Genomic DNA, 24,899 nt, shown 5'->3' on the forward strand with positions numbered 1-24,899 from the left:
AATCAACTGCATTCAGAACATCACAAAGTTTTACTATTGACACGTCAAAAGCAAACTATGGCGTTAAAGGGAAAACTAAAGTAGGTCAAACGATTCAAGAAGATCTTGTAAAAGGGAAATGGAAAGTTACAAAAAGAGAGACAGCATCTGAATCTGGCTTAACATACAACACAAACATCATTGATGATGTCTTGTATATTAACTGTAAGTGCGCTATGAAAAATCCATTAGTTGCTTTAGCTCCAGCTATTGACTACACTTTCGTACTTAAAGTAACTCGTACAGGTAGCGTACGAATTACAGGTCAACGTGATGGTTTCCCAGCGTATGAATTCATGCGTAACATTACTTCCATGAAAAAAGGTCCTGAAATAATTTATTCAGTTGTGCCAGCGAACGCAAAAGAAATTGGAGGCCTTTTCCCGTTCTTAAAAAGTGAATGGGTCGACGTTGGTCGTTCATATGACAGTACAAAAAACAATTAAAAAAAGAGGCTGGGACAAAAGAAAAAATGTTAGACCATTTACAAGTTTGGTCTAACATTTTTTTGCGTTATTAGAACACATATACTTTAATAAATTATAAAAATAACATTCATTTTTTGCTTTTTCTCAATAAAATGAGTTATGTCCCAGCCTCTTTTTTTCGTGATGAACTTTAGTTCTCAATTTTGTTAGATTTAACTACCTCTAAAATATTCATAATGATTTAGAAGAATTATTATTTTATCTACTCTTATTTAAACTTCTTAACAAATAATCAAAGATTACAAATATGGTTATATAAATACTTCCCATTAAAGAAGCTAGATAAATAGTATCTTTAATAGTATTAGCATTAAAATTAACTAAACTAAATAATAGTGAAAAAATTAATGCACATAATAAATGCTTAATATACATGAATATAACGTTTTTATTTTTACTGTATTTTTCAATCAAAATTGATACTATAACAGCTATAACCATAGTAAATGCAGTACCATAAATACCATATGCAATGCTGTATGTAGATCCAATAAATAAAGGAATAATAAATATACCTATAATTAATGTAATTACAGCTGAAATAATTTTATTCTTTAACATCTTTCACAACCCTCTTATCTTTGTTAAAATAACGTACATTTAATCCACTAATATCAACTCATAATTTTGTTAATATTTTCCTACTTTCCCTCACTTTACATTAAAACATAAAACTTTTGATTTTGGTAATTTTATTACTAAATTTATTTATTTCACCATAAGATATCAAATCGTTTCACTATTCCACTCAAAATAATTAAATTCAACTCTTTTTTTGTGTCCCCTAAACTAACCAACCCAAAATTTTAAAATACAACACATGTTGATACCAATTCAATAAAGAGGATTCATATTATATAAGGGAAATAAAAAAAGCCCAGGCTCAATTTATGAACTGAAACCCCGAATAGTGGAGACTTTTAAAAAAAGTGGACCTATTCGGGGTTCAGTTCATAAATGAGTACCTGGTTACTTTGTTTAGAATTTTTGTATAAATAAACTTCCATCGGATTGAATTTCTGCATAAAACACTTCTTCTATTTCTTTTATGTTTGCCTTGCTTAATTCATTTTTTAACCAATCTCTACTTTTACCAACTTCTAATAAATTTTTAGGTAATAATTTCCCATCAGTAATTATTTCAATAGGTAAATAAGTAGGTGGCGAAGGATATATTTTTAAGTCACTTTTTTGTGCTCCTTGATATTCAGGCTTCTTGAGAATACTAAATCTACCATTTGGTTCTAGAATGGCGAAATCTATTTCTGTAATTGAAAAAATTTGATTTTGCCTAATCAACATCGTTAAGTCATCGATATTAACACCTGTTCTTTTTAATGCTTTTCTGTCTATCTCTCCATGTTTTATAATAATTGTAGGTTGTCCATCAAGGATTACTCTAATTTTTCCAGATTTAAGACTTATATAACTAATTATTGTAGTAAGTAAACACCAAATTACTAGGCTGAGTAGATCTTTTGTGTAATCTTTTGTACTAAGAACAACCATATTTGCAGCCATTGATCCTATTGTTATTCCTGTTACATAATTAAAAAAAGTTAAATGACTTAATTGTTTTTTTCCTAAAAAACGTGTAAGAGCTAGAAGGACAAAAAAAGTTATAACTGTTTCACTAGCTATTTGTAAGTAGCTTATATCGTTCATTGTTTCACCCCTGTCTATAATAGAATGGTCAAGTATTTTAGAAAATACACAAAAAGCCCAGGCTCAAAATTAATTGAGTACCTGGGTTTTGATTTTAATTACTACGTTGAGTAATGATGATCTTCAATCCTTCAAAATCACCGCTTGTCATTTGACTTGTTCACGTTTGGCAGAATTCCAAAAAACATAAACTACTAAACAAATACACAGAATTGACCATGCTACTTGTGAATTCGCTACCTGACTTGCTGCTGTTACCGTTGTTACTGGATCCATTACATCACCAATCCTTTGCCCTATTTAAAATAAAAAGCCATGAGACGCATCGAGATACGGTAGCTTGTACCGTTGCCCATCTTGATTGCTCTCATAGCATAATAAAAAGCCCTTCACAATTGATGTGAAAGGCATATTCCCAAGCATTCCGGGAAATAAAAAGACTTTTCTAATTTTAAATTTCTATGTTTTAAACACTATTAACAAATGAAATATCTTCCAATCCCCTTACTGTTGCTTAACAGTTTTTTATTGTGACTTTATCAGTTCCTTTAAAGCACTAATATTATTACCTGTCAAAACGGGAATGAATTCAGTTATCTTTTCTATATCCCAGTTCCACCACTGGATACTATTGAGAATATCAATTGTCTCCTGCTCGAATCTATAGCGTATTAATTTTCCTGGATTTCCCCCTACAATTGAATAAGACGGAACATCTTTTGTTACAACAGTATTTGTGGCTATTATAGCTCCATCACCTATCTTAATACCAGGCATAATGGTAGCATTATAACCAATCCAAACATCATTCCCTATAACTGTATCACCTTTGTATCCACCACCTAAATTCTCTAAACCTACTTCCCAGTCTCCACCAAAGGCACCAAAAGGAAACGTTGTAAAAGAATTTGTATTATGATTTGCACCATTCATAATAAATTTGACATTGGAAGCAATAGCACAAAACTTTCCTATTTTTAGTTTATCTCCTATAAAGTCAAAATGATAAAGGACATTTTTTTCAAAATCCAAAGGATTATTATAATCGTCATAATATGTGTAATCCCCGATTTCAATATTTGGATTAACCACCACATTTTTTAAAAAACATAAGCTTCTGATATTTTTCATGGGAAAAACACTTTTTATATCTGGACCACTCATTTAGCGACACTCCTAAAATAATATTTATTAGCTACTGAATAGGTATTTATTTAGAAAATGGTATGTTGTTTTCATTTAATAAATTCCCCCTTACATCTACTAAATTCAATAAAAGTAATGGATTCCCTGCTCATTTAGACAATAAAAATAACGCTAGCTTATGCTGCGTTTATTTCTTTAATTCATATTTGAATGCATCAATCTCTCGTCTCATCTTACTTATGAAGGTAGGCTTATCATTATCAAAAACTACCCGCAACCTTTCGTTTGCCATATTCGCAAATCACTGTTGCTGCCGTAATTCTTGTATCCATAGTAACGCCCCAACCTTTCTCACGGACCGTCACCATATCGCCTATACTGTAATCTTTTTCGAATATCAAACGTGATGTAGTCAGTATCTGGCCACTTAAGTAAATTTCTTGTGCATGCTCTGACATCTTTTCATTACCACGCTTGTTTAAAAACACCCCCTTTGTTTAGAGAGTACCAGGAATGGAAAGCAAATAATTTTGCTCTACAAGCATGTGTACCAACATTCATGCTAAATAAAATCAAACTTCCTATAAATGAAGAAAAGGCTATTAATAAAATTTCTCTACTATTTAATGTTGAATATGATTTCGCGCAAAAAAGGCTACACCATTATCTTAACAATCATTTTTTTTGCAATTGTACTCTTCTTGAAAGGAGCTGTTAGCAATGGGATATGTACAAAAAATCAGTAAGAATAAATTCAAACTTATCGCAGATTTAGGTTATCGAGGTAATCGCCGTATTCGTAAAACTAAAAATGTAGAAGCCAAAAGCGAAAAAGAAGCGATGCGCCTACTAATACTGTTTGAAGAAGAAATGAAGCAAAATAAAGATGTATATTTTAGTGATATTGAATCGATTACATTAAATCAGCTTTTTCCACGATGGAAAGATAATTACGCAAAACAACATTATAGTGCACGATCATTTCATGATAACTGTACGCATTTAGAAAAACAAATCCTCCCTATTTTTGGTGATATCAAAGGATATTAAAAAAGTAGATGTAGTATTTTTTGTAGGTGATTTACAGAAGAAAAAACGAAGATTAGACGGCAAAGAAAACGAGTTAGCCCCTTCCACTATCCATAATATTTACAAGGCATTCGCTAGTATTATGAATGTAGCAGTTGAATGGAATTTAATCGAAGAGAGTCCTTGTAAAAATATAAAGCTACCCAAACTTAAATATGAAGAAGGTAAAGCCTACAGCGAGGAACAAGTTAAATTATTGTTTGAGCGATTAAATAATAGAGAGACTGCTGAAAAACGATTGTTAGTTGAACTGGCTGTGGTAAGTGCTGCTCGACAAGGTGAACTAGTTGCCCTTGAAGAAAAACATTTAAACATTGAAAACAATACCCTATTAATAGAATAAGCTTTAGTTAATTTAACTGGAGATGGGATTATCATAAAAGAAACAACAGGTAAAAGAAAACGTGTAGTTACTATTCCTTCAAATATTCTGAATGATTTAGTTACACTTGCCGCAGTAAAAAAATATCAACTGGAAGAGGCTGGCGAGGAGCGAATATGGGAAGGACATACTTTTCTTTTTTCAAATGAGTTTGGTAAATCTTATCGTCCAGATTCAAGAAGTCAGTGGTGGGATCGTTTTATGAAAAAGAATCCCGATTTACCTAGAATTCGTTTTCACGATTTAAGACATACTTCAGCTACCCTTTTGATTCATGCTGGTGAACATCCTAAGGTTATTCAGTCGAGATTAGGTCATTCAAATATCACAACTACCATGAATACTTATGGACATCTTTTGCAAGAAACGGATCAGCGAGCAAGTTCTCACTTTGATAAACTTTTTGATGAAAAAGATTGATTTGGGCACCTCTTGGGCACCAAACAGAATATTATACATTTATGCATAAAAACAAAAAGCCTTACAACCGTTGTGGCTGTAAGGCTTTGCATGACGTCCCAGGAGGGATTCGAACCCCCGACCGACGGCTTAGAAGGCCGTTGCTCTATCCAGCTGAGCTACTGAGACATGGTGTCGTTTCTATGTATTTCATAGGAAGGACAATACTTATTATATGTACTTTATGGCATAATGTCAACATTAATTTTACTATGTAGGCAAGGTTTGCCTCATATTGTTCATCATATGTTGCTACAGCTTCGATTATACCATGTCTTACTCCTCTCAAGAAGACGAATATGAAAATATTTGCTACACTATTGGCGATAAAAAATTGGGAGGTATGTAGATGTTTAAGGATTCGGTCGTTGTTGTTACAGGTGGCGCACAAGGGATTGGCAAAGGGATAGTGCTTGCATATGCACGGCATGGCGCAAAGGTGGTAATTGCTGATTTAAATGACGGTTTAGGTCAACAATTAGAACAGGATATGCTTGCACAAGGCTACGCTGTTTTATTTGTTCAAACAGATGTAATGAAGGAACAGGATATCGTTCAGTTAATGCAACGAGCTGTTGAGCAATATGGGACTATTCATATTTTAATTAATAATGCTGGGCATATCTCTCCTTATGATGTGACGTTTGAGGAGTGGAATCATCTACTACACACAAATTTAACGAGTGCCTTTTTCTGTGCCAGAGAGGCTGCGAAGGTGATGAGGCACAATGTGAAAGGTGGTTCGATTGTTTCGTTAGCATCTACACGGGCTGAGATGTCAGAACCTAATACAGAAGCCTACGCGGCTACAAAAGGTGGTATTGTGGCGTTAACACATGCTTTAGCGCGGTCTTTAGGTCCTGATCAAATCACGGTGAATTGTATTTCGCCTGGCTGGATTGAAACAGGCGATTATGAGGCACTTCGACCAGTCGATCATGTACAGCATTTATCAGGAAGGGTTGGTGTGCCTGAAGATATCGCACAGGCTTGTCTCTATTTAACAAACCCCGTAAATAATTTTGTGACAGGCATTAATCTTACGGTCGATGGCGGCATGACAAAGAAAATGATGTATGAAGAGTAGTTTTGTCATTTGCTCTTCCTTACTTGTTCTTCATACCCAGAGTTTCCTTAGAGTATGCTACTGTAGGAGAAAGAACAAGAAGGAGTGAAGCCTTGTACCCCTATTCAAATGGGTTTTCATTAAGCCAGCTGTATCAAGCCCCCTCTACTCAATATACGGCACCGATTCGTCACTTTTTACATTCACATGATTACCGGCGCTGTATCAGTAAAGCCGAAGCTGATTTTATGGCGATGAATCGCTTACTTTGGATGGAGCATGTCAATTGGACGCGAATGACGATTATTAGCATTGTATTCAATTTACCTGATCTTCCTTTTGTGCAGCAGCGTCTGTTACGAAATGCGACTGATTTAGGAAATTGTCTACGTCCCTTTTACGGCGACTCTATAGCAGATCGATATACAGCATTAATTAAAGAACATCTGCTGCTGGCTGCTCAATTAGTGACAGCTGCTGCTAAAGGAGAGGCTACCACAGCGGAAGCAAAAGAGAAGGAATGGTATCGCAATGCAGATGATATTGCGCTATTTTTGCATACGATTAATCCTTACTTAAGTAGAGAGGCTGTCCAAAAAATGTTTTATACGCATTTAGCTTTAACGAAAAATGAAGCCGTGACGATGATCCAGAAAGATTATCAAGCTGATATAGACGTTTTTGATGAAATTGAAGCAGAGGCTCTAGCCATGTCAGATATGATTGCTGGGGCCATTGTGATGCAATTTTGTTATCTTTTTTAATGTAAAAAATCCATTTATTTGCGTTCAACTACTGGCAGAAAAACTTTCGCTACTTTATTTTTAGCAAAATGAGCAATAGGCTGTGTTCCCTGAAAATTCCCCTTCATAAAAGAAGCTAATGTATTACTGTGAATCGTTGCGCTTGCCCGCTGTAATTCCCATGGTGAGTGGTGGATATCAATTCGATAAAGGGTATCCTTCCACTTGGCCCATGAATGATAACGTTCTACAATCCATTGGTCAAAAATAGTATTCGTGTGATCTTCTATTGTATAAGTAACCCTTAATCTTTCGTCACAGGCTTTGTAATGGCTTGTATATGAAAAGTGATTTTCTCTTTGTTTTGCTAAGATTTTGGAGTAGCGGTAAGGTAAACTACCTAATGCCGTGATTTTTGACACGAAATAATTCGTGACATCTAAATGAAAAAAATAGATGCCTTTCATGCCGTTATACTCTACATATGTCCGGACATTCAATTGTAAATAGATATTCATTCCAGGAATGGTTGGTAGAAATCGTAGTCGATGTCGATGAACTTTAAAAAGGACAGCACTTAGCCAAGCATTTTGTTCAAAGAGATCAAGTTTTAGTTCCTCAGGTAGATGTTTTTCTAACTCTTTGGGGTCTATGGACCAGTGTAAAAATAGAACATCTTGCCATGTCTGTGTCATCATCCACATAGAAAAACTCCTTTCTAACTACTAGCTTTTCCTAGAAAGGAGTTATTCAAACAACAGGACTATTGATCTTGCTCAGCATATTCTATTTCAACATACCGATAATATAAATTTCGTAATTCAGATTCTTTAAATAAGCCTAAATGGTTTTTAAATTGAGGATGAACCATTATCCCATGAGCTCGTAACTCTTTGACAAACCAACCTTTTGAAAATTTATGCACCGACCCCATTCTCCTTTATCTTTATTCATACATAGAGTATGCGATCGGATTCTGTAAAGTGCCTATATACAATAAAAAACGAGAGAATGAACGTCTCTCGTTTTTACTCATGTGCCACAAAAAGTACGATATGGTTGATTAGACGGTTCAGGTAATGCAGCATATTCTTGTTGCTCTTTCGTATGGGCATAAGGCTGAGCAAGGACTTTTAATAAATTGTTCATAACATGATAGTCGTCTCGTTCTACAGCTGCTTCTAAAGCTTCTTCTACCCTGTGATTGCGAGGAATAACAGCAGGATTATGTTGACGCATTAATTGTTGTGACATTTCTTTCGTTTGCTGCTGTCTCGCTAATCGCTCCGTCCATTTTTGATGCCATTCTTGAAACGCTGATGCATTCATTAATGGGGTATCTTCCATTTGCTCAAAGGTTAAAGCGATAAACGTATTCGTATAATCTGCTTCGTATTGTTGCATAAGCTGGAGAAGCCCTTCAATAAGCTGGACATCTTCTTGCTCTTCATTAAAAATACCTAGCTTTGCGCGCATCCCCTTTAACCAATTTTCAACGTAGAAGTGAGGATATTGTTGTAGCGTGTCTTGTGCCAATTGAATAGCTTCTTCTTGATCATCGTGAATGAAAGGGAGTAACGTCTCAGCTAAGCGTGTTAAATTCCAGCCACCAATGTTGGGCTGATTGCCATAAGCATAACGACCTTGCCGATCAATAGAGCTAAATACAGTCGAGGGATCATAGGTGTCCATGAAAGCGCAAGGACCATAATCAATGGTTTCACCGCTAATGGTCATATTATCTGTGTTCATGACTCCATGAATAAAGCCCACTAACTGCCACTGTGCTATTAAGGATGCCTGCTTCTTCATGACTTCCTTTAGCAAATAAAGATAACGATTTTGAGTGCCAGTATCAGCTGAGAAATGACGTTCTAATGCATAGTCAGCCAAGCGCTGGAGCTCTTCATCTGTTCCCCATTGTGCGGCATATTGAAAGGTCCCTACTCGCAAATGACTGCTGGCAACTCGCGTGACAATTGCTCCTGGTAATTCAGTTTCTCGCATAATCATTTCACCTGTAGCCACTACTGCAAGACTACGTGATGTGGGAATCCCTAACGCAAACATTGCCTCACTCATGATGTACTCCCTTAGCATTGGCCCTAACGCAGCTCGTCCATCTCCACCACGAGAATAAGGTGTTCTACCAGAACCTTTTAGTGCGATATCATACCGTTCCTGCTGAGGTGTTATATGTTCTCCATATAAAAGCGCTCTACCATCACCCAACATATTAAAATGACCAAATTGATGCCCTGCATAGGCTTGTGCAATTGGTTCGCCACCTTCTGGGATTTTATTGCCAGCTAAGATAGCGACTCCTTCTTCCCTCTGTAAAGCTTGAGCATCTAATCCAAGTGACACTGCAACAGCTTCATTTAACAGAACTAGCTTTGGTGAACGAACAGGATTTAACGAAATATCGGAATACATAATACTTGGTAGTCGAACATAACTATTATCAAAATGCCAGCCAATTGTCTTTTCCATGTTTTCTCCTTTATTGCCTTTTGATTTATTTTTGCTATTTCAACATTAATCATTCCTAGTCAAATTTACCACTAGAAAGCCTACATAAAAATCCACATAACTTTAATGTTATGCGGATTTTTATTTTATGTTAATTTCTTTGAAAAATATGAGTCGCAATACTTTGATGATCATCTGTCAAGCAAGCGACTTTAAAAGAGGTTGCAGTGATTTCCACAACCGCAAAGCTTTTCTCTTTACGACCACGTGGTTTTAATAAGCTTCCAGGATTTAAAAATAAAATATCATCAATCATTTCGGCACCAAGGATATGAGAGTGACCAAAGCATACGATTTGTGCGTCCACCTCTTTGGCCCGATAGGTTAATGATAAGATGGAATTTTTCACATTGAATAAATGGCCATGCGTCACAAAAATTTTAACATCATTGACTGTGAAAATTTCCTCTTCGGGGAAAGCTGTTTCACGATCACAGTTTCCTCTTACTTTTTTCACGCCTTTTAATGCCTCATGTGAGAAAGGAAGTTCACTATCTCCACAATGAATGACAACATCTATTTCAGGATAAAAACCTTTAACCTTTTCGATGACATGGCTATCACCATGTGTATCGCTCATAACAAGTATTTTCATGGATATCACCTCTTATTTTATAAGATTCGGTAATTGTTCCTTTAACTTGCGAATGGCATTGCCACGGTGAGAAATAGAGCCTTTTTCCTCTGGTGAAAGCTCAGCCATCATACGATTTAAGCTTGGTACGAAAAAGATTGGATCATAGCCAAATCCATTCGTTCCACGTTTTTCATGTGCAATAACCCCTTCACATGTGCCGAATACCGTTGTCGTTACAAAATCAGGTCCTGCAATTGCAATGCAGCAGCAAAAACGGGCAGTACGTTTGTCATCTTCGACACCATGTAAATTAGCTAACAATTTTACCATGTTTGCTTCGTCGTCATGATCGCCAGCATAGCGGGCAGAATACACGCCTGGCTCACCATTTAATGCATCCACTGCTAAGCCACTATCATCTGCAATCACAATTGTGCCAAGTTCCTTCGCCAACGCTTCTGCTTTTAAGATTGCATTTTCTTCAAATGTTGTACCAGTTTCTTCTATTTCCATTTCTGGTGCTACTTCAAACATTGTCACTACTTCATAACCTAGTGGACCAAATAATGCTTCAAAATCTTTTGCTTTTCCTTTATTTTTTGTGGCGATGACTACTTGTTTCATAATTATTGATTCCCTCCGACTTTGTTGGCCAGTTCACCAAGCGTTGTTTTTTGAAGATTTACTAATTGCTGAATGCCTTTTTCACCCAATGCTAACAATTCATTCAGTTCTTCACGAGAAAAGGTAGCTTCCTCACCTGTACCCTGTATTTCAACAAATCGCCCTGTGCCTGTCATCACAATATTCATATCAACAGCAGCAGCCACATCTTCTACATAATTTAAATCAAGAATGGCACCTTGTTCTTCTACAATGCCAACACTTGTTGCCGCTAAAAAGTCTGTTACTGGGAACTTCTCAAATGGCTTTTCTTCAGCAAACTTAGCAATTGCCTGTGTCATTGCAACAAATGCTCCTGTAATAGATGCTGTACGAGTGCCACCATCAGCTTGAATAACATCACAGTCAATCCATACAGTGCGTTCTCCAAGGGCTTCTAAATCGACAACAGCACGTAATGCACGCCCAATTAAGCGTTGAATTTCCATCGTACGGCCATTGACTTTTCCTCGTGAGGATTCACGTGGTGTACGTTGAGCGGTTGCACGAGGAAGCATTGAGTACTCGGCTGTGATCCATCCTTTCCCTTGGCCACGTAAAAAGCCAGGTACTTTGTCTTCAATTGTTGCTGTGCAAATTACTTTTGTATTACCTACTTGAATTAATACGGAGCCTTCTGGGTGTAATAGATACTCTGTATCCATTTTTACAGGTCGTAGCCCGTCTTCATTTCTTCCATCAAATCTTGTCATATCATTCGTTCCTCCTAAAAACTTTCGCGCCCTCATCTTATCACAATTTGTGCCATCAAAAAAGTACTCGGACGTTTATGTACATAGCTAAAAAAACGGCAAAAATCAGCCTAGCCTGTTGCTAAGCTGATTTTTTATTTTAATGTCATACGTTTTATGTCAAGAGTACCTTGCTCCAGCCAATTCTCAGCGATTGAACGGAAAATTGGAACAGAACCAGATGCAAAAAATTTATGGGCAGGCACCGCATCAGCATTTGCTAAAGTGCCGTTATACGCTAACATTTCTTGAACATCTTTTGCTGTTTCCTCCGCAGAAGATAACACATTCACATCTCCTCCGACAACAGCTTCAATTTGTTTTTGTAGAATAGGGTAATGTGTACACCCTAAAATAACCGTATCAAATTGTCGATTTTTCAACGGCTTTAAGCCTTCAGCTATTAACTTATTTGCAAAGTCACCTTTGTATTCGCCACTTTCTACAAGTGGTACGAATGTTGGACATGCTAGTGGGATAATATGTGTTGACGTATTAAGTGATAATAAGGCTTCTTCATACGCCCCACTTTTAATTGTTCCTTCTGTTGCAAGCACAACGACTTCATGTCGCTTCGTCTTTTTTACAGCTGCACGTGCGCCAGCATTAATAACGCCTAGTACCGGAAAAGGCATATTTCTTTGTAAACTTTCGAGTGCTACTGCAGTCGCTGTATTACAAGCAATAACGAGCATCTTAATATTCATTTTTTCGAGTGCTTTTGCCATTTGCCAAGTGAAATTCCGTACTTCCTGACGACTTCTTGGACCATACGGACATCTTGCTGTATCGCCAATATAATAGATCGTTTCGTTTGGCAATCGCTTCATGATTTCTTTTGCTACGGTTAAACCGCCTACTCCTGAGTCAATAACGCCTATCGGGGCATTCATACTTTCCGCCTCAATCCTGTTTCATGTGTACATGTAGTTTTTCTAAATAGCTTGATAATTGCGCGACTTCTTGTTCATTAAAACCAACAAGCATCTCCTGCAAGTATTGCTGCCTTTTTTCAATAACTTCTTGAATAATACGTTCGCCCTTTTCGAGAAGATGAACGACAACAACACGGCGATCATTTTCATCACGCACACGCTTGACTAATTCATTTTTCTCCATTCGATCCACTAAATCTGTTGTTGTGCTAAAGGCTAAATATAAACGGTTTGATAATTCGCCAATTGTAATATCACCAAGCTCTTCTAACCACTGTAATGCAACAAATTGTGGCGGCGTTATCGCATAGTCGGAAACAATTTCTCTTCCCTTTTGCTTCACGATGGCCGCTATATAGCGTAATTCCTTTTCAACCGTTGCAACGGTTTCAGGTGAGTGCTTTGTTACTTCATCCGACATATAACTATTTCACTCCTAAAAATACGTTGAATAGTTCTATTTTGTCGTTTTTTTCACGAAATAGCAAGTGTCCATTAGTCTAATTTAAATTCTTCCAAGCGTAACAGCTCAATTAACGCCTGAGATCGATTCGTTACACCTAGCTTTTGAATTGTATTGGAAATGTGATTCCGCACTGTTTTTTCACTAATACCAAGCTGCTCTGCAATATCTCTCGTTGTTTTTTCAGCTAATAAAAGCGCAAATATTTCACGTTCTCGGTTTGTTAAAAGAGAACGATGATGAGAGCCATTCATTCAGTTACACCCTCCTCCCCCGCACGTATTGTAACTTATGTTAAGGGGCTGGAAGCGGTGACGGCTATTTGCATGATTATTCCATGTTTCCTTAAAAATTTCGAAAATTACATCGATACATTCATAAATTTTATGTAAAATGCAATTCCTACTTTTTCAATAAACTTTCATATAATTACACTATAAACTAATGAGGAAGAATAGCCAATTGAATGAATTTCGTCCTATCTTCCTCAGAAATCGGCACACTCTTGCCTGTTCGAGGATCCATTTGCACAATTGTTCCACGACCAGTGAAGCAAATTTCATTCTTTTGATTTTTAGCAAGATAATGAATGTCCAGTGATGAATTTCCAACTTTCGCGATCTTTGTGTAAATTCGGAGAACATCATCAAAGAAGACCTGCTTCACATAATCACATTGTAAATCGGCCACTATCGGTATAGCCTCCACATCCTCATTAACTGCTGAAGGCATTAAAATACCTAAATGATGGAAATAATCAATTCTTGCTTGCTCAAAATATGTAAAGCTAACGGTATTGTTCATATGACCAAACATATCTGTCTCTGAAAAACGTACACGTACCTCACTATAAAAGGAAAAATCCTTTTCCCACTCTTGAAAATCTTCAATATAGTTTGCTTTCATGTTACACCATCCCCTGTTATGTATTTGCCTGTTTTAATTATAATGACGGCAAATGAAATGAATACATATTCATTATAAAAGAAAATACTATATTATCATAGAAAAAACCGCAATTTACGCCTTTTATCACAAATATTCCTTCTGTTTATATCATATGCAACTTCAAATAAAAAAACTCCCTCACACAAAGTGTAAGAGAGTTTGGGCATTTAGCTTGTCCGTATATTAATCTACGTAGTGATCAGAACCGAAGAAGTTACGGAACATTTGCACTGTAGTTGCACGGTTTAGTGAAGCGATAGATGTTGTTAAAGGAATACCTTTTGGACATGCAGCTACACAGTTTTGAGAGTTACCACAGTTCGCAAGGCCACCATCACCCATAATAGCATTTAAACGTTCATCTTTAACCATTGCACCAGTTGGGTGAGTGTTGAAAAGACGTACTTGTGATAATGGAGCTGGTCCGATGAATGAAGCTTTTTCAGACACGTTTGGACATGCTTCCATACATACACCACAAGTCATACATTTAGATAATTCATAAGCCCATTGACGTTTACCTTCTGGCATACGTGGACCTTCACCTAAATCATAAGTACCATCAATTGGTACCCAAGCTTTCACTTTTTTAAGTGCATTGAACATACGTTCACGGTCAACTTGTAGGTCACGAATAACAGGGAATGTCTTCATTGGCTCAAGCTTAATTGGCTCAGTCAATTGATCAACAAGTGTTGAACATGATTGACGTGGACGGCCATTGATGACCATTGAACATGCACCACAAACTTCTTCTAAACAGTTCATATCCCATGATACTGGCGATGTGTTTACACCATCCTCAGTAACAGGATTTTTTTGAATTTCCATTAAAATTGAGATTACGTTCATACCATGACGGTAAGGCACTTGGAATTTTTGCCAGTAGCTACTGCCGCCTTGTGTATCTTGACGTAAGATTTCCACTTTGACCATTCTTCCAGTATTAGCTGCGATTTGCATAACTTTTAGTCTCCTTTCGCAGAGTAGTCACGTTTACGTGGTGGGATTAAAGAAACGTCGACTTCTTGGTACGTGATGATTGGATTACCAGTAGTTGGGTCAAACTTCGCCATTGTTGTTTTTAAGAACTGCTCGTCATCACGGTTAGGGAAATCAGGTTTATAGTGTGCACCACGAGATTCATTACGTAATAGTGCACCTTTTGTCATTACTTTTGCAAGCACTAACATATTTTTAAGTTGACGCGTAAAGTGCGCGCCTTGATTACTCCATTTTTGCGTATCGTTAATGTTGATGTTATTCCAACGCTCAGTAAGCTCATCAAGTTTTTTCAATGTATCTTCAAGCTGATCATTGTAACGTACTACAGTCATTGTAGCAGTCATCATTTCACCAAGCTCTTTATGCAGTAAGTAAGCGTTTTCTGTGCCTTCCATTTTCATGATAGCATCCCATTTCGCTTGCTCCTCTTTGACACGAGCATCGTAAATCTCTTGTGGAAGATCTTCTGCATGCTTTTTAAGGTGTTTTACATAATCTACTGCGTTTGGTCCTGCAACCATACCACCGTAGATAGCAGATAATAATGAGTTCGCACCAAGACGGTTTGCACCATGTTGAGAGTAATCACATTCACCTGCTGCAAATAGACCAGGAATTTCAGTCATTTGGTTGTAATCAACCCATAATCCACCCATTGAATAGTGAACTGCTGGGAAAATTTTCATTGGTAATTTACGTGGATCATCCCCTACGAATTTTTCGTAGATTTCGATGATACCACCAAGTTTAACGTCCAATTCATGTGGATCTTTATGAGAAAGATCTAGGTATACCATGTTCTCGCCATTAATACCAAGTTTTTGGTTTACACAGACATCAAAAATTTCACGTGTTGCAATATCACGTGGTACTAAGTTACCATAAGCTGGGTATTTTTCTTCTAAGAAGTACCAAGGTTTACCGTCTTTATAAGTCCAAATACGACCACCTTCACCACGAGCTGATTCTGACATTAGACGGTTTTTGTCATCTCCAGGAATCGCTGTTGGGTGAATTTGAATGAATTCACCATTCGCATATGAAGCACCTTGTTGATAAACGATAGAAGCAGCAGAACCTGTGTTAATAACAGAGTTTGTTGTTTTACCGAAGATAATACCAGGGCCACCAGTCGCCATAATAACAGCGTCTGCACGGAATGATTTAATTTCTTCTGTACGCATATCTTGCGCTACGATACCACGGCAAACGCCGTCATCATCGATGATAACACCAAGGAATTCCCAGTGTTCATATTTATTTACTAAACCAGCTACTTCATGAGAACGAACTTGCTCATCTAGCGCATATAGTAATTGTTGACCAGTTGTTGCACCAGAGAAAGCTGTACGGTGCATTAAAGTACCACCAAAACGACGGAAATCTAAAAGTCCTTCTGGTGTACGGTTGAACATAACACCCATACGGTCCATTAAGTGGATAATGCCAGGTGCTGCGTCACACATACCTTTTACTGGTGGTTGGTTCGCTAAGAAGTCCCCACCATATACTGTATCATCAAAGTGAATCCATGGAGAATCCCCTTCACCTTTTGTATTTACCGCACCATTAATTCCGCCTTGCGCACAAACAGAGTGTGAGCGTTTTACAGGAACTAATGAGAATAAATCAACTTCAGTACCAACTTCAGCTGCTTTAATCGTTGCCATCAGACCGGCAAGACCACCGCCGACAACAATTATTTTGCTTTTCGCCATGATTATTTCTCACTCCTCTTAAAAAATTGCAATGATTGCTGTTACTCTATCGTAGCTTCTATTGAATTATACGAAAGCTAAAATAGCAGCCACACCAACTACACTTAGAATTACGAAAATAATGTTTGTTACGTAAGTAGCAATCTTTTGAGACTGAGGAGATTGTGTAATACCCCAGCTTACTAGGAATGCCCATAAACCGTTAGATAAGTGGAAAGTTGCTGATATAATACCAACAATGTAGAATCCAAGCATGAATGGATTAGCAACGATATTCGCCATCATGTCGTAATCAACGTGTGTGCCAAGTGCTTTTTGAATACGAGTTTGGAAAATATGCCATGCAATGAAAATCACTAGGAATACACCAGTGAAACGTTGTAAAGAGAACATCCAGTTACGGTATGTGCTGAAACGTCCTGTGTTTGGTGTAGCAGTGAATGCAATGTAGACACCATAGAATGCGTGGAACATTAATGGAATATAGATGACAATCCATTCAACTAGGATAAGGAATGGAATCTTTTCCATTACTGCGGTAGCATCGTTGTAACTTTCTGCCCCGCCTGTTGCTGTAAAGTTAATGAACAGGTGCATCGTTAAAAACAGACCTACTGGAATGATACCAAGTAGAGAATGTAAGCGACGCCATAAAAACTCTCGATCTTTCGACAAGACTGTTACCCCCCTTAGTACTTAAAATAGCACAACAAAAGAAGTCATCATTTTGTAAATGATACTTCATTGACTGTGTATTTCATCATGGTACAATATTATGACATGTTTATTGTACTCTCAAGAGCTACGAGCGTCAAGGCAACTCGGAGTTTTTCATAGAGCTTATTAAAGAACTAATCTAGTACATGATGCGTTGTTTTTTCTCGAAAAATCTATCATTACTTTATTACTGTTGAATTTTAAGAAAATTCTAAGAAAGAAGGATAACAATGTTAAACACTCCATCTCCTACAATTTCATCATTTGGTTATGAGCTCATTCGCGATCATATTCTATCTTCTATCCTTGGTAAACATGAGAATGATGTCCTTTATTGGGCAGGTAAAGAGCTTGCTCGCAAGTTCCCATGCAAAAGTCAAGACGAACTTATCGCATTTTTCGCAGATGCCTGCTGGGGTACACTAGAGCTCATGAAGGAATCAAAGGATGGTCGCATTTTCCAATTGACAAATGACCCTGAAATATTGCAAATCAAACAACGAAGCTTTAGACTGGAAGCAGGATTTATAGCAGAGCAAATTCAATTAGCTAAAGGCTACCTTACAGAATGCTATGATGAAAAGCGAGAAAAGCAGCACTATGTCATGTTTACAGTCAAATGGGATGTCAAGGAACGTATTATGAATACCATCCCTACTGAATGATGAAAAGGATTGTCTCCCTATTCAACGGGATGACAATCCTTCTTTTTTCTTCCTTTAATTTCGGACTCTTACATAAAATACTGTTTCTTCTATTATTATATATAAAGTGCTTGCTCTAAATTGAATTCATCATGCAAGACATTTGCTGCACGAATCATATCATCCTGTGGTACAACAACAGACACTTTTATTTCAGACGTACTAACCATTTTTATAGGAATATCTTCACGACGTAATCGATCAAACATGCGAGCAGCCACACCTGGATTAGAGGCCATACCTGAGCCAATGATAGAAACCTTCGCCAACCCTATTTCAAAGTCAGCAAAACTAAAGCCAAGTGACAATTTACTATCTTCTAGAACACGCAATGTTTCCGCAAATTCTTCTTTTAAAATGGAAAAAGACACAGTTGGTTTTAAGCCATCAATGATTGCCTGTACAATAATATCTACATTAATGCGGTTTTCTGCAAGGATTGTAAACATATCTGCCAATGCACCATCGGCATACGCATCATACCCCACTGTTAAACGGATAATATCTGACTCAAAGGCTACACCACGGACGACTAAATTTTTCTCCATTTCCACTTCCTCCTTCAATAAAGTACCTACTGACTCTACTAAGCTAGAGCGTATAATAACGGGCATTTGAAATTTTTTTGCTAACTCCACTGCACGAGGATGAATAACATGTGATCCTAAATTAGATAACTCCAGCATTTCATCATAGGAGATTTCCTGCAGCTTTTGAGCTTTGCTGACATAGCGTGGATCTGCTGTATAAACACCGTCAACATTTGTGTACATATCAGTTCGCTCTGCTTCCAATGCTACCGCGAGTGCTATAGCTGTTGTTTCAGCTCCGCCTTTGCCAAGTGTAGTAATATTTTGTTCCTCATCAATACCCTGTTCTCCAGCAATCACTACAATTTGTCCCTGTACAAGATGTTCTTCAATACGACTGTCATCGATATAGTCGATACGTGCATGACGATACTTACAATCTGTATGTATACCTGCTTGCCATCCAGTTAAGGACACTGCCTCATAGCCCGCTTCCTGTAATGCGATGGCAAATAAAGCGCTGGATAATTGAGAGCCCGTAGACACGACTGCAGCTAATTCTCGTTTGGGCACTTCGTCCGTTAGTTGATGTACCATCGATTGCACATCTTTCGTTGTGTGTCCCATTGCTGCAACGACCACGACTACATCGAAGCCTCTGTCCTTTTCAGCAATCGCCTTCCTTGCTGCCTCTTGGATTTGTTCAGTAGAAGCTAGTGCAGCCCCTCCAAACTTCATCACTATTTTAGCCATTTCTTGCGTTCTCCTTTCCAGTCATATATTTCACCTGCTTCTAGAAAACTAAAAGGCAGCCTCCACATAACGTGAAAGCTGCCTATAACATGTACAATGATCGTAACTTGTGCATGTGTGATAGCTCTCCGAAACTTTTAGAATCGACAATCTTACATTTCTTAAATGTAAAACCAGTACAACAAAGGAAACAACAATGCTATACTTCGGCAAGCTCCCCTTTCACACACGATCTCTGGACTTGTTCATCCTCCATTGTGTTACTCTTGAATCTTGCACCTCTATCATCACCATAAAGTGAATGTATTCAATTGGTTTAACGCTGGCGTCAACATGCTAGCCACACCAGTTCGCTATTCATCACATTGATGAACAATGTTATTTACAACCTTAGCACATGTCTATTCCTTTGACAATGACTCTTGCTGAAAATAGCTATAAATTTGGCTCGCTAAATTAGCAGGTATTCCTGCCTCCTGCAAAGCTAGCTCGCTCGCCTCTCGAATTTTCTTAACTGAACCAAAATGTTTGAGCAACTGCTGCTTGCGTTTTGGCCCCACACCTTCAATATGGTCTAACACCGATTGAATGGCATGCTTCTCATGCTGTTGGCGCAAGAAGGTAATAGCAAAGCGGTGAACTTCGTCCTGAATTCGTTGTAATAAATAAAAGCCATCACTAGTACGCTTTAAGGCAATTACTTCTGGTGGATCACCAAACAATAGCTGCGACGTATTATGCTTATCATCTTTTGCTAAACCTGCAATCGGTATAACAAGTCCAAGCTCATCTTCTAGTACTTCACGGGCGACTTCCATTTGCCCCTTGCCACCATCAATTAAAACCAAATCTGGCAATGGCAAGCCTTCCTTTAAGACACGCGAATATCGCCGACGTATAACCTCTTGCATCGCACCGTAATCATCATGCTTTGCAGCCGTACGCGTTTTGTATTTACGATATTCCTTTTTCGCAGGCTTTCCATCAATGAAGACAACCATAGCCGATACAGCATCCGTGCCATGCATATGACTATTGTCAAATGCCTCAATTCGTAATGGCGTTGAAATACCTATTGCTTCACCAAGTGCCTCACAAGCACCAATTGTCCGTTCTTCCTGCCGTTCAATTAGCTGGAATTTAGCTGCCACAGCAATCTCAGCATTTTTAGTTGCTAATTCAACCAATTCCCTCTTTTGACCTCTTTTTGGTGTAAGAACTTTAAGCTCTAATAACTCCGTTAAGATGGCTGCATCAATTGCTTGTGGAATAAAAATTTCTTTCGGCTTAATATGCTCTGGTTTTTCATAAAAGCGGCCAACAAATGTTAAAAACTCTTCCTCAGCATCTTGATAAATTGGGAAAACCGAGACATCACGCTCAATCAGCTTTCCTTGGCGAACAAAGAAAACTTGCACACACATCCAGCCTTTTTCGACGGCATAGCCAAATACATCGCGGTTCGTTGTATCACTTGATACTATTTTTTGTTTCTGCATGACCGTATCAATATGTGCAATCTGATCGCGAAACTCCTTCGCTCGTTCAAATTCTAAGTTTTCAGCAGCTGCAAGCATTTTAACTTCAAGCTCTTTTTTGACTGCCTCGACACCACCATTTAGAAACTTTGTCATATCCTCAATCATCTCTTGATAAACCTGACCATTAATTTCTTTTACACAAGGTGCTAAACATTGCCCCATATGATAATACAAGCAAACTTTGGAAGGCAATTGGACACATTTGCGCAATGGATACAATCGATCCAATAGCTTTTTCGTTTCACTTGCCGCATAAGCATTGGGGTAAGGACCAAAATATTTAGCCTTATCCTTTTTTACCTTACGTGTCGTAATAAGACGTGGATGTTTTTCATTCGTAATTTTTAAATATGGATATGTCTTATCATCTGTTAGCATGACATTGTATTTTGGATCATGTAATTTAATGAGATTCAGCTCTAAAATAAGTGCTTCAATATTAGATGATGTCACGATATACTCAAAATCTTCTATTTCACCGACAAGCCTTTGTGTTTTGCCTTCATGTGTTCCCGTAAAATAAGAACGTACACGGTTTTTCAGTATTTTCGCTTTGCCCACATAAATGATTGTCCCTTGACGATCCTTCATCAAATAGCAGCCAGGCTGATCCGGTAAAATATCTAGTTTACGCTTGATTAAATCGTTCATTACCTACCTGCCCCCCCTACGTAAAAATCCCTCTCAATTGAATATGATAGATATTACCTTTATTATATAACGAAAAAAAGCCGAACACATCTATTGATGGTCCGGCTTTTGTGAACTTCATTAATTACGCATGTTTTGCGATAAATGCTTCTAAAGCTTCTTTCGGTTGGAAGCCTACAGTTTTGTCAACTAATTCTCCATCTTTAAATAATAGTAAAGACGGAATTGACATAATTTGATACTGAGCTGCAGTACCTTGGTTATTGTCTACATCAACTTTTACAATTTTAGCCGCACTTCCTGCAGCGTCCATTTCTTCAAGAACTGGCCCAATCATTTTACAAGGTCCGCACCAAGCAGCCCAAAAGTCTACAAGTACTAACCCTTCTTTAATATCGTCCTGGAACGTAGCATCTGTTGCATGTACAATTGCCATTTGAAATCCTCCTTAAACTTACTATGATTGTAGTATAGCATGGATAAATTCACTTGAGCGAACAATCTGCCTGCAATGTATTTTTTATGAAAAACTGTGTCGAAAAAAACTATAAAGACCATTAATTGGCTTGATAACGACCTTTCCATACATAGGTGAATGTTATAAAAAGATAAATGGCTAACGTAATGCTTGTCACGATAATAGATGTTGTAAAAATAATCCCAATTAAAATCGCACTTAACGCCATAATGGCAATCCATGTTGTATACGGGAACCATTTTACTTCATAGGCACTTGTATGTTCTGCTTGTTTTTTACGGGATTTCAAATGGGCAATCGCAATAATTAACCAAATAAATAACACGGTATAGCCAAGTGATCCCATTAGAAAATCAAAAGTCTTGCTGCCAACATATAAAGATAGAATAACTCCTAAATACATCGCTAATGTACACATTAAAATAGCATATACTGGCACTTTTCTTTTAGATAAGTGGGCAAATATTTTAGGAACCCGTCCGTCTACAGCTTGTGTATATAGTACACGGGATGAGCCATAAAGCCCTGAATTCATGGAAGAAATAATGGCAAGTATAACAACAGCATTCATAATGTGATCTGCGCCTGGAATGCCAATCATTTTGAACACCATTACAAATGGACTTTCAGGAACTCCGTTTACTTCATTCCATGGAATCAAGCTTACGATAATAAAGAAAGGCAGTAAATAGAATGTAACAATACGTACTAATGTACTACGAACCGCTTTTGGCACTACTTTTTCAGGATTTTTCGTTTCTGCTAATGTAATCCCAATGATTTCTGTACCACCATAAGAATAAATAACAACTAACATAGCAGCAATTAATCCCATAGATCCGTTAGGGAAAAAACCATCGTGCTCGGTTAAGTTAGAAAAACCAACGGCTGTATGGTTTCCAAACGTAGCAAGTAATAAAATAAGTCCTGCTATAATAAAGACAATAATAACGGTAATTTTGATCAATGCTAGCCAGTATTCCGTTTCCGCAAATATTTTCACCGATAATAAATTAATGGCTGTCACTAACACAGAAACAGACAAGGCAAGTATCCAAATTGGATATTCTGGCAACCAATATTGAATAAAAATAGCGGCGACGACAGATTCTGCTGCAATATTTAAAACCCACATTTTCCAATAGATCCAATCAAGGAAATAAGCAGGGTATTTTCCCAACACTGATTGAACTAAATCTCTGAACGTTCTTGCGTCTTTATTTCGAACAGCCATTTCTGCTAGACCTTGCATGACAAATAATAAAATAATGCCCCCTATTAAATAGGCAATCAGCACTGAAGGTCCTGCCATATCAATGGCTGCACTACTTCCTTTAAATAGACCTGCTCCGATGGCTCCACCTAACGCCATCATGGTGATATGACGCGAGGTCATAGTTCTTGTTAATTGTTGCTTGTTCTTTTCCACTTTCTTACCTCCTAAAAATCAAAAAAGCATATCATCTACTCCTTCATCATCAAATGAAAGAAGAGACGATATGCTATCAGCAAACCGCGGTACCACTCTAATTGGTTCTTGAGAACCCAACTTAAAAACCTTGTAACGAAGGTTAATCGTCAAACAAATAGAATAATCCGACAATTCTATTTATGTTACCACTCCTAGGCAAGTTCAAAGTCTTATTGGTCTGCGTTGCACCATCCCGCAGCTCTCTTCACCGAATAATGAGCTTTTACTACTCCTAATCTTTGCGTTTCTAATCATTATTATTGTATCAATCACTATACTGGCTAACGTTAATTATGTCAATATTTTATTTTGCGATAATTTTCAAATAGTACTTCATCATAAAAAAAGCAGGAAGGATTAGCCCTTCCCGCTTGTGCATTACGCGTTTACTTTTAACGCTTTAAATTCTTCTATTAGAAGTGGGATCACATCGAATAAATCTCCAACGATACCATAATCCGCTACTTTGAAAATATTAGCTTCTGGATCTTTATTAATAGCAACAATTACTTTTGAATTTGACATTCCTGCTAAATGTTGAATCGCTCCCGAAATACCAGCCGCAATATAAAGATCTGGTGTGACTACCTTACCAGTTTGACCGATTTGTAGTGAATAGTCACAGTATTCAGCGTCACATGCACCACGTGATGCTCCAACTGCACCGCCTAGTAAATCTGCTAGCGCTTTTAATGGTTCGAAACCTTCTTCAGATTTCACCCCACGACCACCAGCAACGACTACTTTCGCTTCTGATAAATCAACACCTTCTGAAGATTTACGAACAATCTCTTTAATAATTGTGCGAAGGTTTGTAATATCAACAGTGATTGCAGACACATCACCAGTTTTACCCTCTGCTTTTTCTAAAGGTGTAATGTTATTTGGACGAATGGAAGCTAAAACAACGCCTTCTTTCACTTTCACTTTTTCAAAAGCTTTACCAGAGTAAATTGGTCGGATGAAGACAACATCATCGCCTGCACCCTCAATAGCAGTAACATCAGATACTAGACCTGCTTGTAATTTACTTGCGATTTTTGGTGATAAATCTTTTCCATTTGCTGTATGCCCAAAGACAATGCCAGCAGGTTTTTCTTGCTCGATAACAGCTAATAGTGCTTGACTATAGCCATCAGATGTATATTGTTTTAAATGTGGGTGTTCCACTGTTACTACGCGGTCAGCACCATATTCAAATAATGGTCCTGTTAAACTTGCTACAGCATCTCCTAAAAGTACCCCAACAACTTCGCCACCATCAGCGATTTGTTTTGCAGCTGCAATTGCTTCGAAAGAAACATTACGTAAGCTTCCTTCACGAACTTCACTTAATACTAATACTTTTTTTGACATAGCATATTCCCTCCGTTACCCTTTAAGA

The 24,899-nt window shown here is 37.6% G+C and carries 30 protein-coding genes, 1 tRNA gene, 1 riboswitch and 1 other annotated feature; of the genes, 7 read left to right on the plus strand and 24 right to left on the minus strand.

Annotation, left to right across the window (positions count from 1 at the left end; all coding sequences use genetic code 11):
* Window positions 1-92: 92 nt before the first annotated feature.
* Window positions 93-485, plus strand: coding sequence for a DUF3238 domain-containing protein (locus tag MKY46_RS16435; protein ID WP_268987988.1), 393 nt, complete (start codon window positions 93-95; stop codon window positions 483-485).
* Between the two features lie 240 nt (window positions 486-725).
* On the opposite strand, the gene MKY46_RS16440 is transcribed toward MKY46_RS16435, so the two are convergent.
* The 5 genes from MKY46_RS16440 to MKY46_RS23845 form a co-directional block, all read right to left on the minus strand.
* Window positions 726-1,088 carry a hypothetical protein gene (locus MKY46_RS16440; protein ID WP_036128190.1) on the minus strand — a complete coding sequence of 121 codons (363 nt, stop codon included), beginning with the start codon at window positions 1,086-1,088 and terminating at the stop codon, window positions 726-728.
* A 417-nt stretch (window positions 1,089-1,505) separates the two neighbouring features.
* The gene (locus MKY46_RS16445) at window positions 1,506-2,192 is read right to left on the minus strand and encodes a DUF421 domain-containing protein (RefSeq protein WP_051891763.1); all 687 of its coding nucleotides are present in this window, start codon (window positions 2,190-2,192) and stop codon (window positions 1,506-1,508) included.
* 147 nt (window positions 2,193-2,339) lie between these two features.
* Window positions 2,340-2,468, minus strand: a complete 129-nt coding sequence (locus MKY46_RS16450) for a hypothetical protein (RefSeq protein WP_256375553.1) — start codon at window positions 2,466-2,468, stop codon at window positions 2,340-2,342.
* A gap of 249 nt (window positions 2,469-2,717) precedes the next feature.
* The gene (locus tag MKY46_RS16455) at window positions 2,718-3,356 is read right to left on the minus strand and encodes a CatB-related O-acetyltransferase (RefSeq protein ID WP_036128193.1); all 639 of its coding nucleotides are present in this window, start codon (window positions 3,354-3,356) and stop codon (window positions 2,718-2,720) included.
* A 242-nt stretch (window positions 3,357-3,598) separates the two neighbouring features.
* A complete protein-coding gene (locus tag MKY46_RS23845) occupies window positions 3,599-3,796 on the minus strand; it encodes a Gp37-like protein (RefSeq protein ID WP_036128195.1) in 198 nt (65 codons plus the stop codon).
* Window positions 3,797-4,058: 262 nt separating this feature from the next.
* On the opposite strand from MKY46_RS23845, the gene MKY46_RS16460 reads away from it, so the two are divergent.
* The 3 genes from MKY46_RS16460 to MKY46_RS16470 are packed head-to-tail and all read left to right on the plus strand — an operon-like array spanning window position 4,059 to window position 5,229.
* Window positions 4,059-4,388, plus strand: coding sequence for a hypothetical protein (locus tag MKY46_RS16460; protein ID WP_036128197.1), 330 nt, complete (start codon window positions 4,059-4,061; stop codon window positions 4,386-4,388).
* Window positions 4,366-4,770 carry a tyrosine-type recombinase/integrase gene (locus MKY46_RS16465; protein ID WP_155273226.1) on the plus strand — a complete coding sequence of 135 codons (405 nt, stop codon included), beginning with the start codon at window positions 4,366-4,368 and terminating at the stop codon, window positions 4,768-4,770. The genes MKY46_RS16460 and MKY46_RS16465 overlap by 23 nt, the downstream gene beginning before the upstream one ends.
* Before the next feature lie 30 nt (window positions 4,771-4,800).
* Window positions 4,801-5,229 carry a tyrosine-type recombinase/integrase gene (locus tag MKY46_RS16470; protein ID WP_419185199.1) on the plus strand — a complete coding sequence of 143 codons (429 nt, stop codon included), beginning with the start codon at window positions 4,801-4,803 and terminating at the stop codon, window positions 5,227-5,229.
* Window positions 5,230-5,323: 94 nt separating this feature from the next.
* Here MKY46_RS16470 and MKY46_RS16475 read toward each other — a convergent pair.
* A tRNA-Arg gene (locus MKY46_RS16475) sits at window positions 5,324-5,397 on the minus strand.
* Between the two features lie 220 nt (window positions 5,398-5,617).
* Between MKY46_RS16475 and MKY46_RS16480 the strand changes: the two genes are divergently transcribed.
* Together MKY46_RS16480 and MKY46_RS16485 are read left to right on the plus strand one after the other, a co-directional pair.
* Window positions 5,618-6,355 (plus strand): SDR family NAD(P)-dependent oxidoreductase, encoded by a 738-nt coding sequence (locus tag MKY46_RS16480; RefSeq protein WP_036128203.1) that lies wholly within the window; start codon window positions 5,618-5,620, stop codon window positions 6,353-6,355.
* A gap of 128 nt (window positions 6,356-6,483) precedes the next feature.
* A complete protein-coding gene (locus MKY46_RS16485) occupies window positions 6,484-7,098 on the plus strand; it encodes a hypothetical protein (protein WP_051891765.1) in 615 nt (204 codons plus the stop codon).
* A 14-nt stretch (window positions 7,099-7,112) separates the two neighbouring features.
* On the opposite strand, the gene MKY46_RS16490 is transcribed toward MKY46_RS16485, so the two are convergent.
* From MKY46_RS16490 to MKY46_RS16550, 13 genes are all read right to left on the minus strand, one after another.
* Window positions 7,113-7,781, minus strand: coding sequence for a YqjF family protein (locus MKY46_RS16490; protein ID WP_036128207.1), 669 nt, complete (start codon window positions 7,779-7,781; stop codon window positions 7,113-7,115).
* A 59-nt stretch (window positions 7,782-7,840) separates the two neighbouring features.
* Window positions 7,841-8,011: a DUF2639 domain-containing protein gene (locus MKY46_RS16495; RefSeq protein ID WP_170829897.1), complete on the minus strand. Its 171-nt coding sequence runs from the start codon at window positions 8,009-8,011 to the stop codon at window positions 7,841-7,843.
* A 98-nt stretch (window positions 8,012-8,109) separates the two neighbouring features.
* Entirely contained in the window at window positions 8,110-9,570 is a 1,461-nt protein-coding gene (locus MKY46_RS16500) for a protein adenylyltransferase SelO (protein WP_036128208.1), read from the minus strand.
* 130 nt (window positions 9,571-9,700) lie between these two features.
* A complete protein-coding gene (locus MKY46_RS16505; RefSeq protein WP_036128211.1) occupies window positions 9,701-10,204 on the minus strand; it encodes a metallophosphoesterase in 504 nt (167 codons plus the stop codon).
* A gap of 12 nt (window positions 10,205-10,216) precedes the next feature.
* Window positions 10,217-10,810, minus strand: coding sequence for an XTP/dITP diphosphatase (locus MKY46_RS16510; RefSeq protein WP_036128214.1), 594 nt, complete (start codon window positions 10,808-10,810; stop codon window positions 10,217-10,219).
* A 2-nt stretch (window positions 10,811-10,812) separates the two neighbouring features.
* On the minus strand, window positions 10,813-11,562 hold the full coding sequence (gene rph, locus MKY46_RS16515; protein ID WP_036128216.1) for a ribonuclease PH: 750 nt from the start codon (window positions 11,560-11,562) through the stop codon (window positions 10,813-10,815).
* Window positions 11,563-11,696: 134 nt separating this feature from the next.
* Window positions 11,697-12,494, minus strand: coding sequence for a glutamate racemase (racE, locus tag MKY46_RS16520; RefSeq protein WP_036128218.1), 798 nt, complete (start codon window positions 12,492-12,494; stop codon window positions 11,697-11,699).
* Window positions 12,495-12,504: 10 nt separating this feature from the next.
* Window positions 12,505-12,957, minus strand: coding sequence for a MarR family winged helix-turn-helix transcriptional regulator (locus MKY46_RS16525; protein ID WP_016991542.1), 453 nt, complete (start codon window positions 12,955-12,957; stop codon window positions 12,505-12,507).
* A gap of 74 nt (window positions 12,958-13,031) precedes the next feature.
* Entirely contained in the window at window positions 13,032-13,253 is a 222-nt protein-coding gene (locus MKY46_RS16530) for a helix-turn-helix domain-containing protein (protein ID WP_004226437.1), read from the minus strand.
* 187 nt (window positions 13,254-13,440) lie between these two features.
* On the minus strand, window positions 13,441-13,905 hold the full coding sequence (locus MKY46_RS16535; RefSeq protein WP_036128221.1) for an acyl-CoA thioesterase: 465 nt from the start codon (window positions 13,903-13,905) through the stop codon (window positions 13,441-13,443).
* A 225-nt stretch (window positions 13,906-14,130) separates the two neighbouring features.
* Complete coding sequence (gene sdhB / locus MKY46_RS16540) at window positions 14,131-14,910, minus strand: succinate dehydrogenase iron-sulfur subunit (protein ID WP_036128223.1); 780 nt, start codon at window positions 14,908-14,910, stop codon at window positions 14,131-14,133.
* A 5-nt stretch (window positions 14,911-14,915) separates the two neighbouring features.
* On the minus strand, window positions 14,916-16,670 hold the full coding sequence (gene sdhA, locus MKY46_RS16545; protein WP_036128225.1) for a succinate dehydrogenase flavoprotein subunit: 1,755 nt from the start codon (window positions 16,668-16,670) through the stop codon (window positions 14,916-14,918).
* A gap of 66 nt (window positions 16,671-16,736) precedes the next feature.
* The gene (locus MKY46_RS16550; RefSeq protein WP_036128227.1) at window positions 16,737-17,345 is read right to left on the minus strand and encodes a succinate dehydrogenase cytochrome b558 subunit; all 609 of its coding nucleotides are present in this window, start codon (window positions 17,343-17,345) and stop codon (window positions 16,737-16,739) included.
* Between the two features lie 272 nt (window positions 17,346-17,617).
* Between MKY46_RS16550 and MKY46_RS16555 the strand changes: the two genes are divergently transcribed.
* Window positions 17,618-18,052, plus strand: a complete 435-nt coding sequence (locus MKY46_RS16555) for a YslB family protein (protein WP_036128229.1) — start codon at window positions 17,618-17,620, stop codon at window positions 18,050-18,052.
* Window positions 18,053-18,147: 95 nt separating this feature from the next.
* Here MKY46_RS16555 and MKY46_RS16560 read toward each other — a convergent pair whose 3' ends face one another.
* The 5 genes from MKY46_RS16560 to MKY46_RS16580 all read right to left on the minus strand — a co-directional run bounded on the left by MKY46_RS16560 (window position 18,148) and on the right by MKY46_RS16580 (window position 24,871).
* A complete protein-coding gene (locus MKY46_RS16560) occupies window positions 18,148-19,374 on the minus strand; it encodes an aspartate kinase (RefSeq protein ID WP_036128231.1) in 1,227 nt (408 codons plus the stop codon).
* Window positions 19,375-19,487: 113 nt separating this feature from the next.
* A riboswitch (Lysine riboswitch) is annotated at window positions 19,488-19,666 on the minus strand.
* A 109-nt stretch (window positions 19,667-19,775) separates the two neighbouring features.
* Window positions 19,776-21,566 carry an excinuclease ABC subunit UvrC gene (gene uvrC, locus MKY46_RS16565; protein ID WP_036128233.1) on the minus strand — a complete coding sequence of 597 codons (1,791 nt, stop codon included), beginning with the start codon at window positions 21,564-21,566 and terminating at the stop codon, window positions 19,776-19,778.
* Window positions 21,567-21,690: 124 nt separating this feature from the next.
* Window positions 21,691-22,002 carry a thioredoxin gene (trxA, locus tag MKY46_RS16570; protein WP_004226420.1) on the minus strand — a complete coding sequence of 104 codons (312 nt, stop codon included), beginning with the start codon at window positions 22,000-22,002 and terminating at the stop codon, window positions 21,691-21,693.
* Window positions 22,003-22,123: 121 nt separating this feature from the next.
* Complete coding sequence (locus MKY46_RS16575) at window positions 22,124-23,440, minus strand: amino acid permease (protein ID WP_419185200.1); 1,317 nt, start codon at window positions 23,438-23,440, stop codon at window positions 22,124-22,126.
* Window positions 23,441-23,531: 91 nt separating this feature from the next.
* Window positions 23,532-23,764: a binding site (T-box leader), on the minus strand.
* Window positions 23,765-23,893: 129 nt separating this feature from the next.
* Window positions 23,894-24,871: an electron transfer flavoprotein subunit alpha/FixB family protein gene (locus MKY46_RS16580; protein WP_036128238.1), complete on the minus strand. Its 978-nt coding sequence runs from the start codon at window positions 24,869-24,871 to the stop codon at window positions 23,894-23,896.
* Window positions 24,872-24,899 lie beyond the last annotated feature (28 nt).

The organism is Lysinibacillus sp. FSL M8-0355 (assembly GCF_038008985.1).
Lineage (GTDB): Bacteria > Bacillota > Bacilli > Bacillales_A > Planococcaceae > Lysinibacillus > Lysinibacillus fusiformis_D.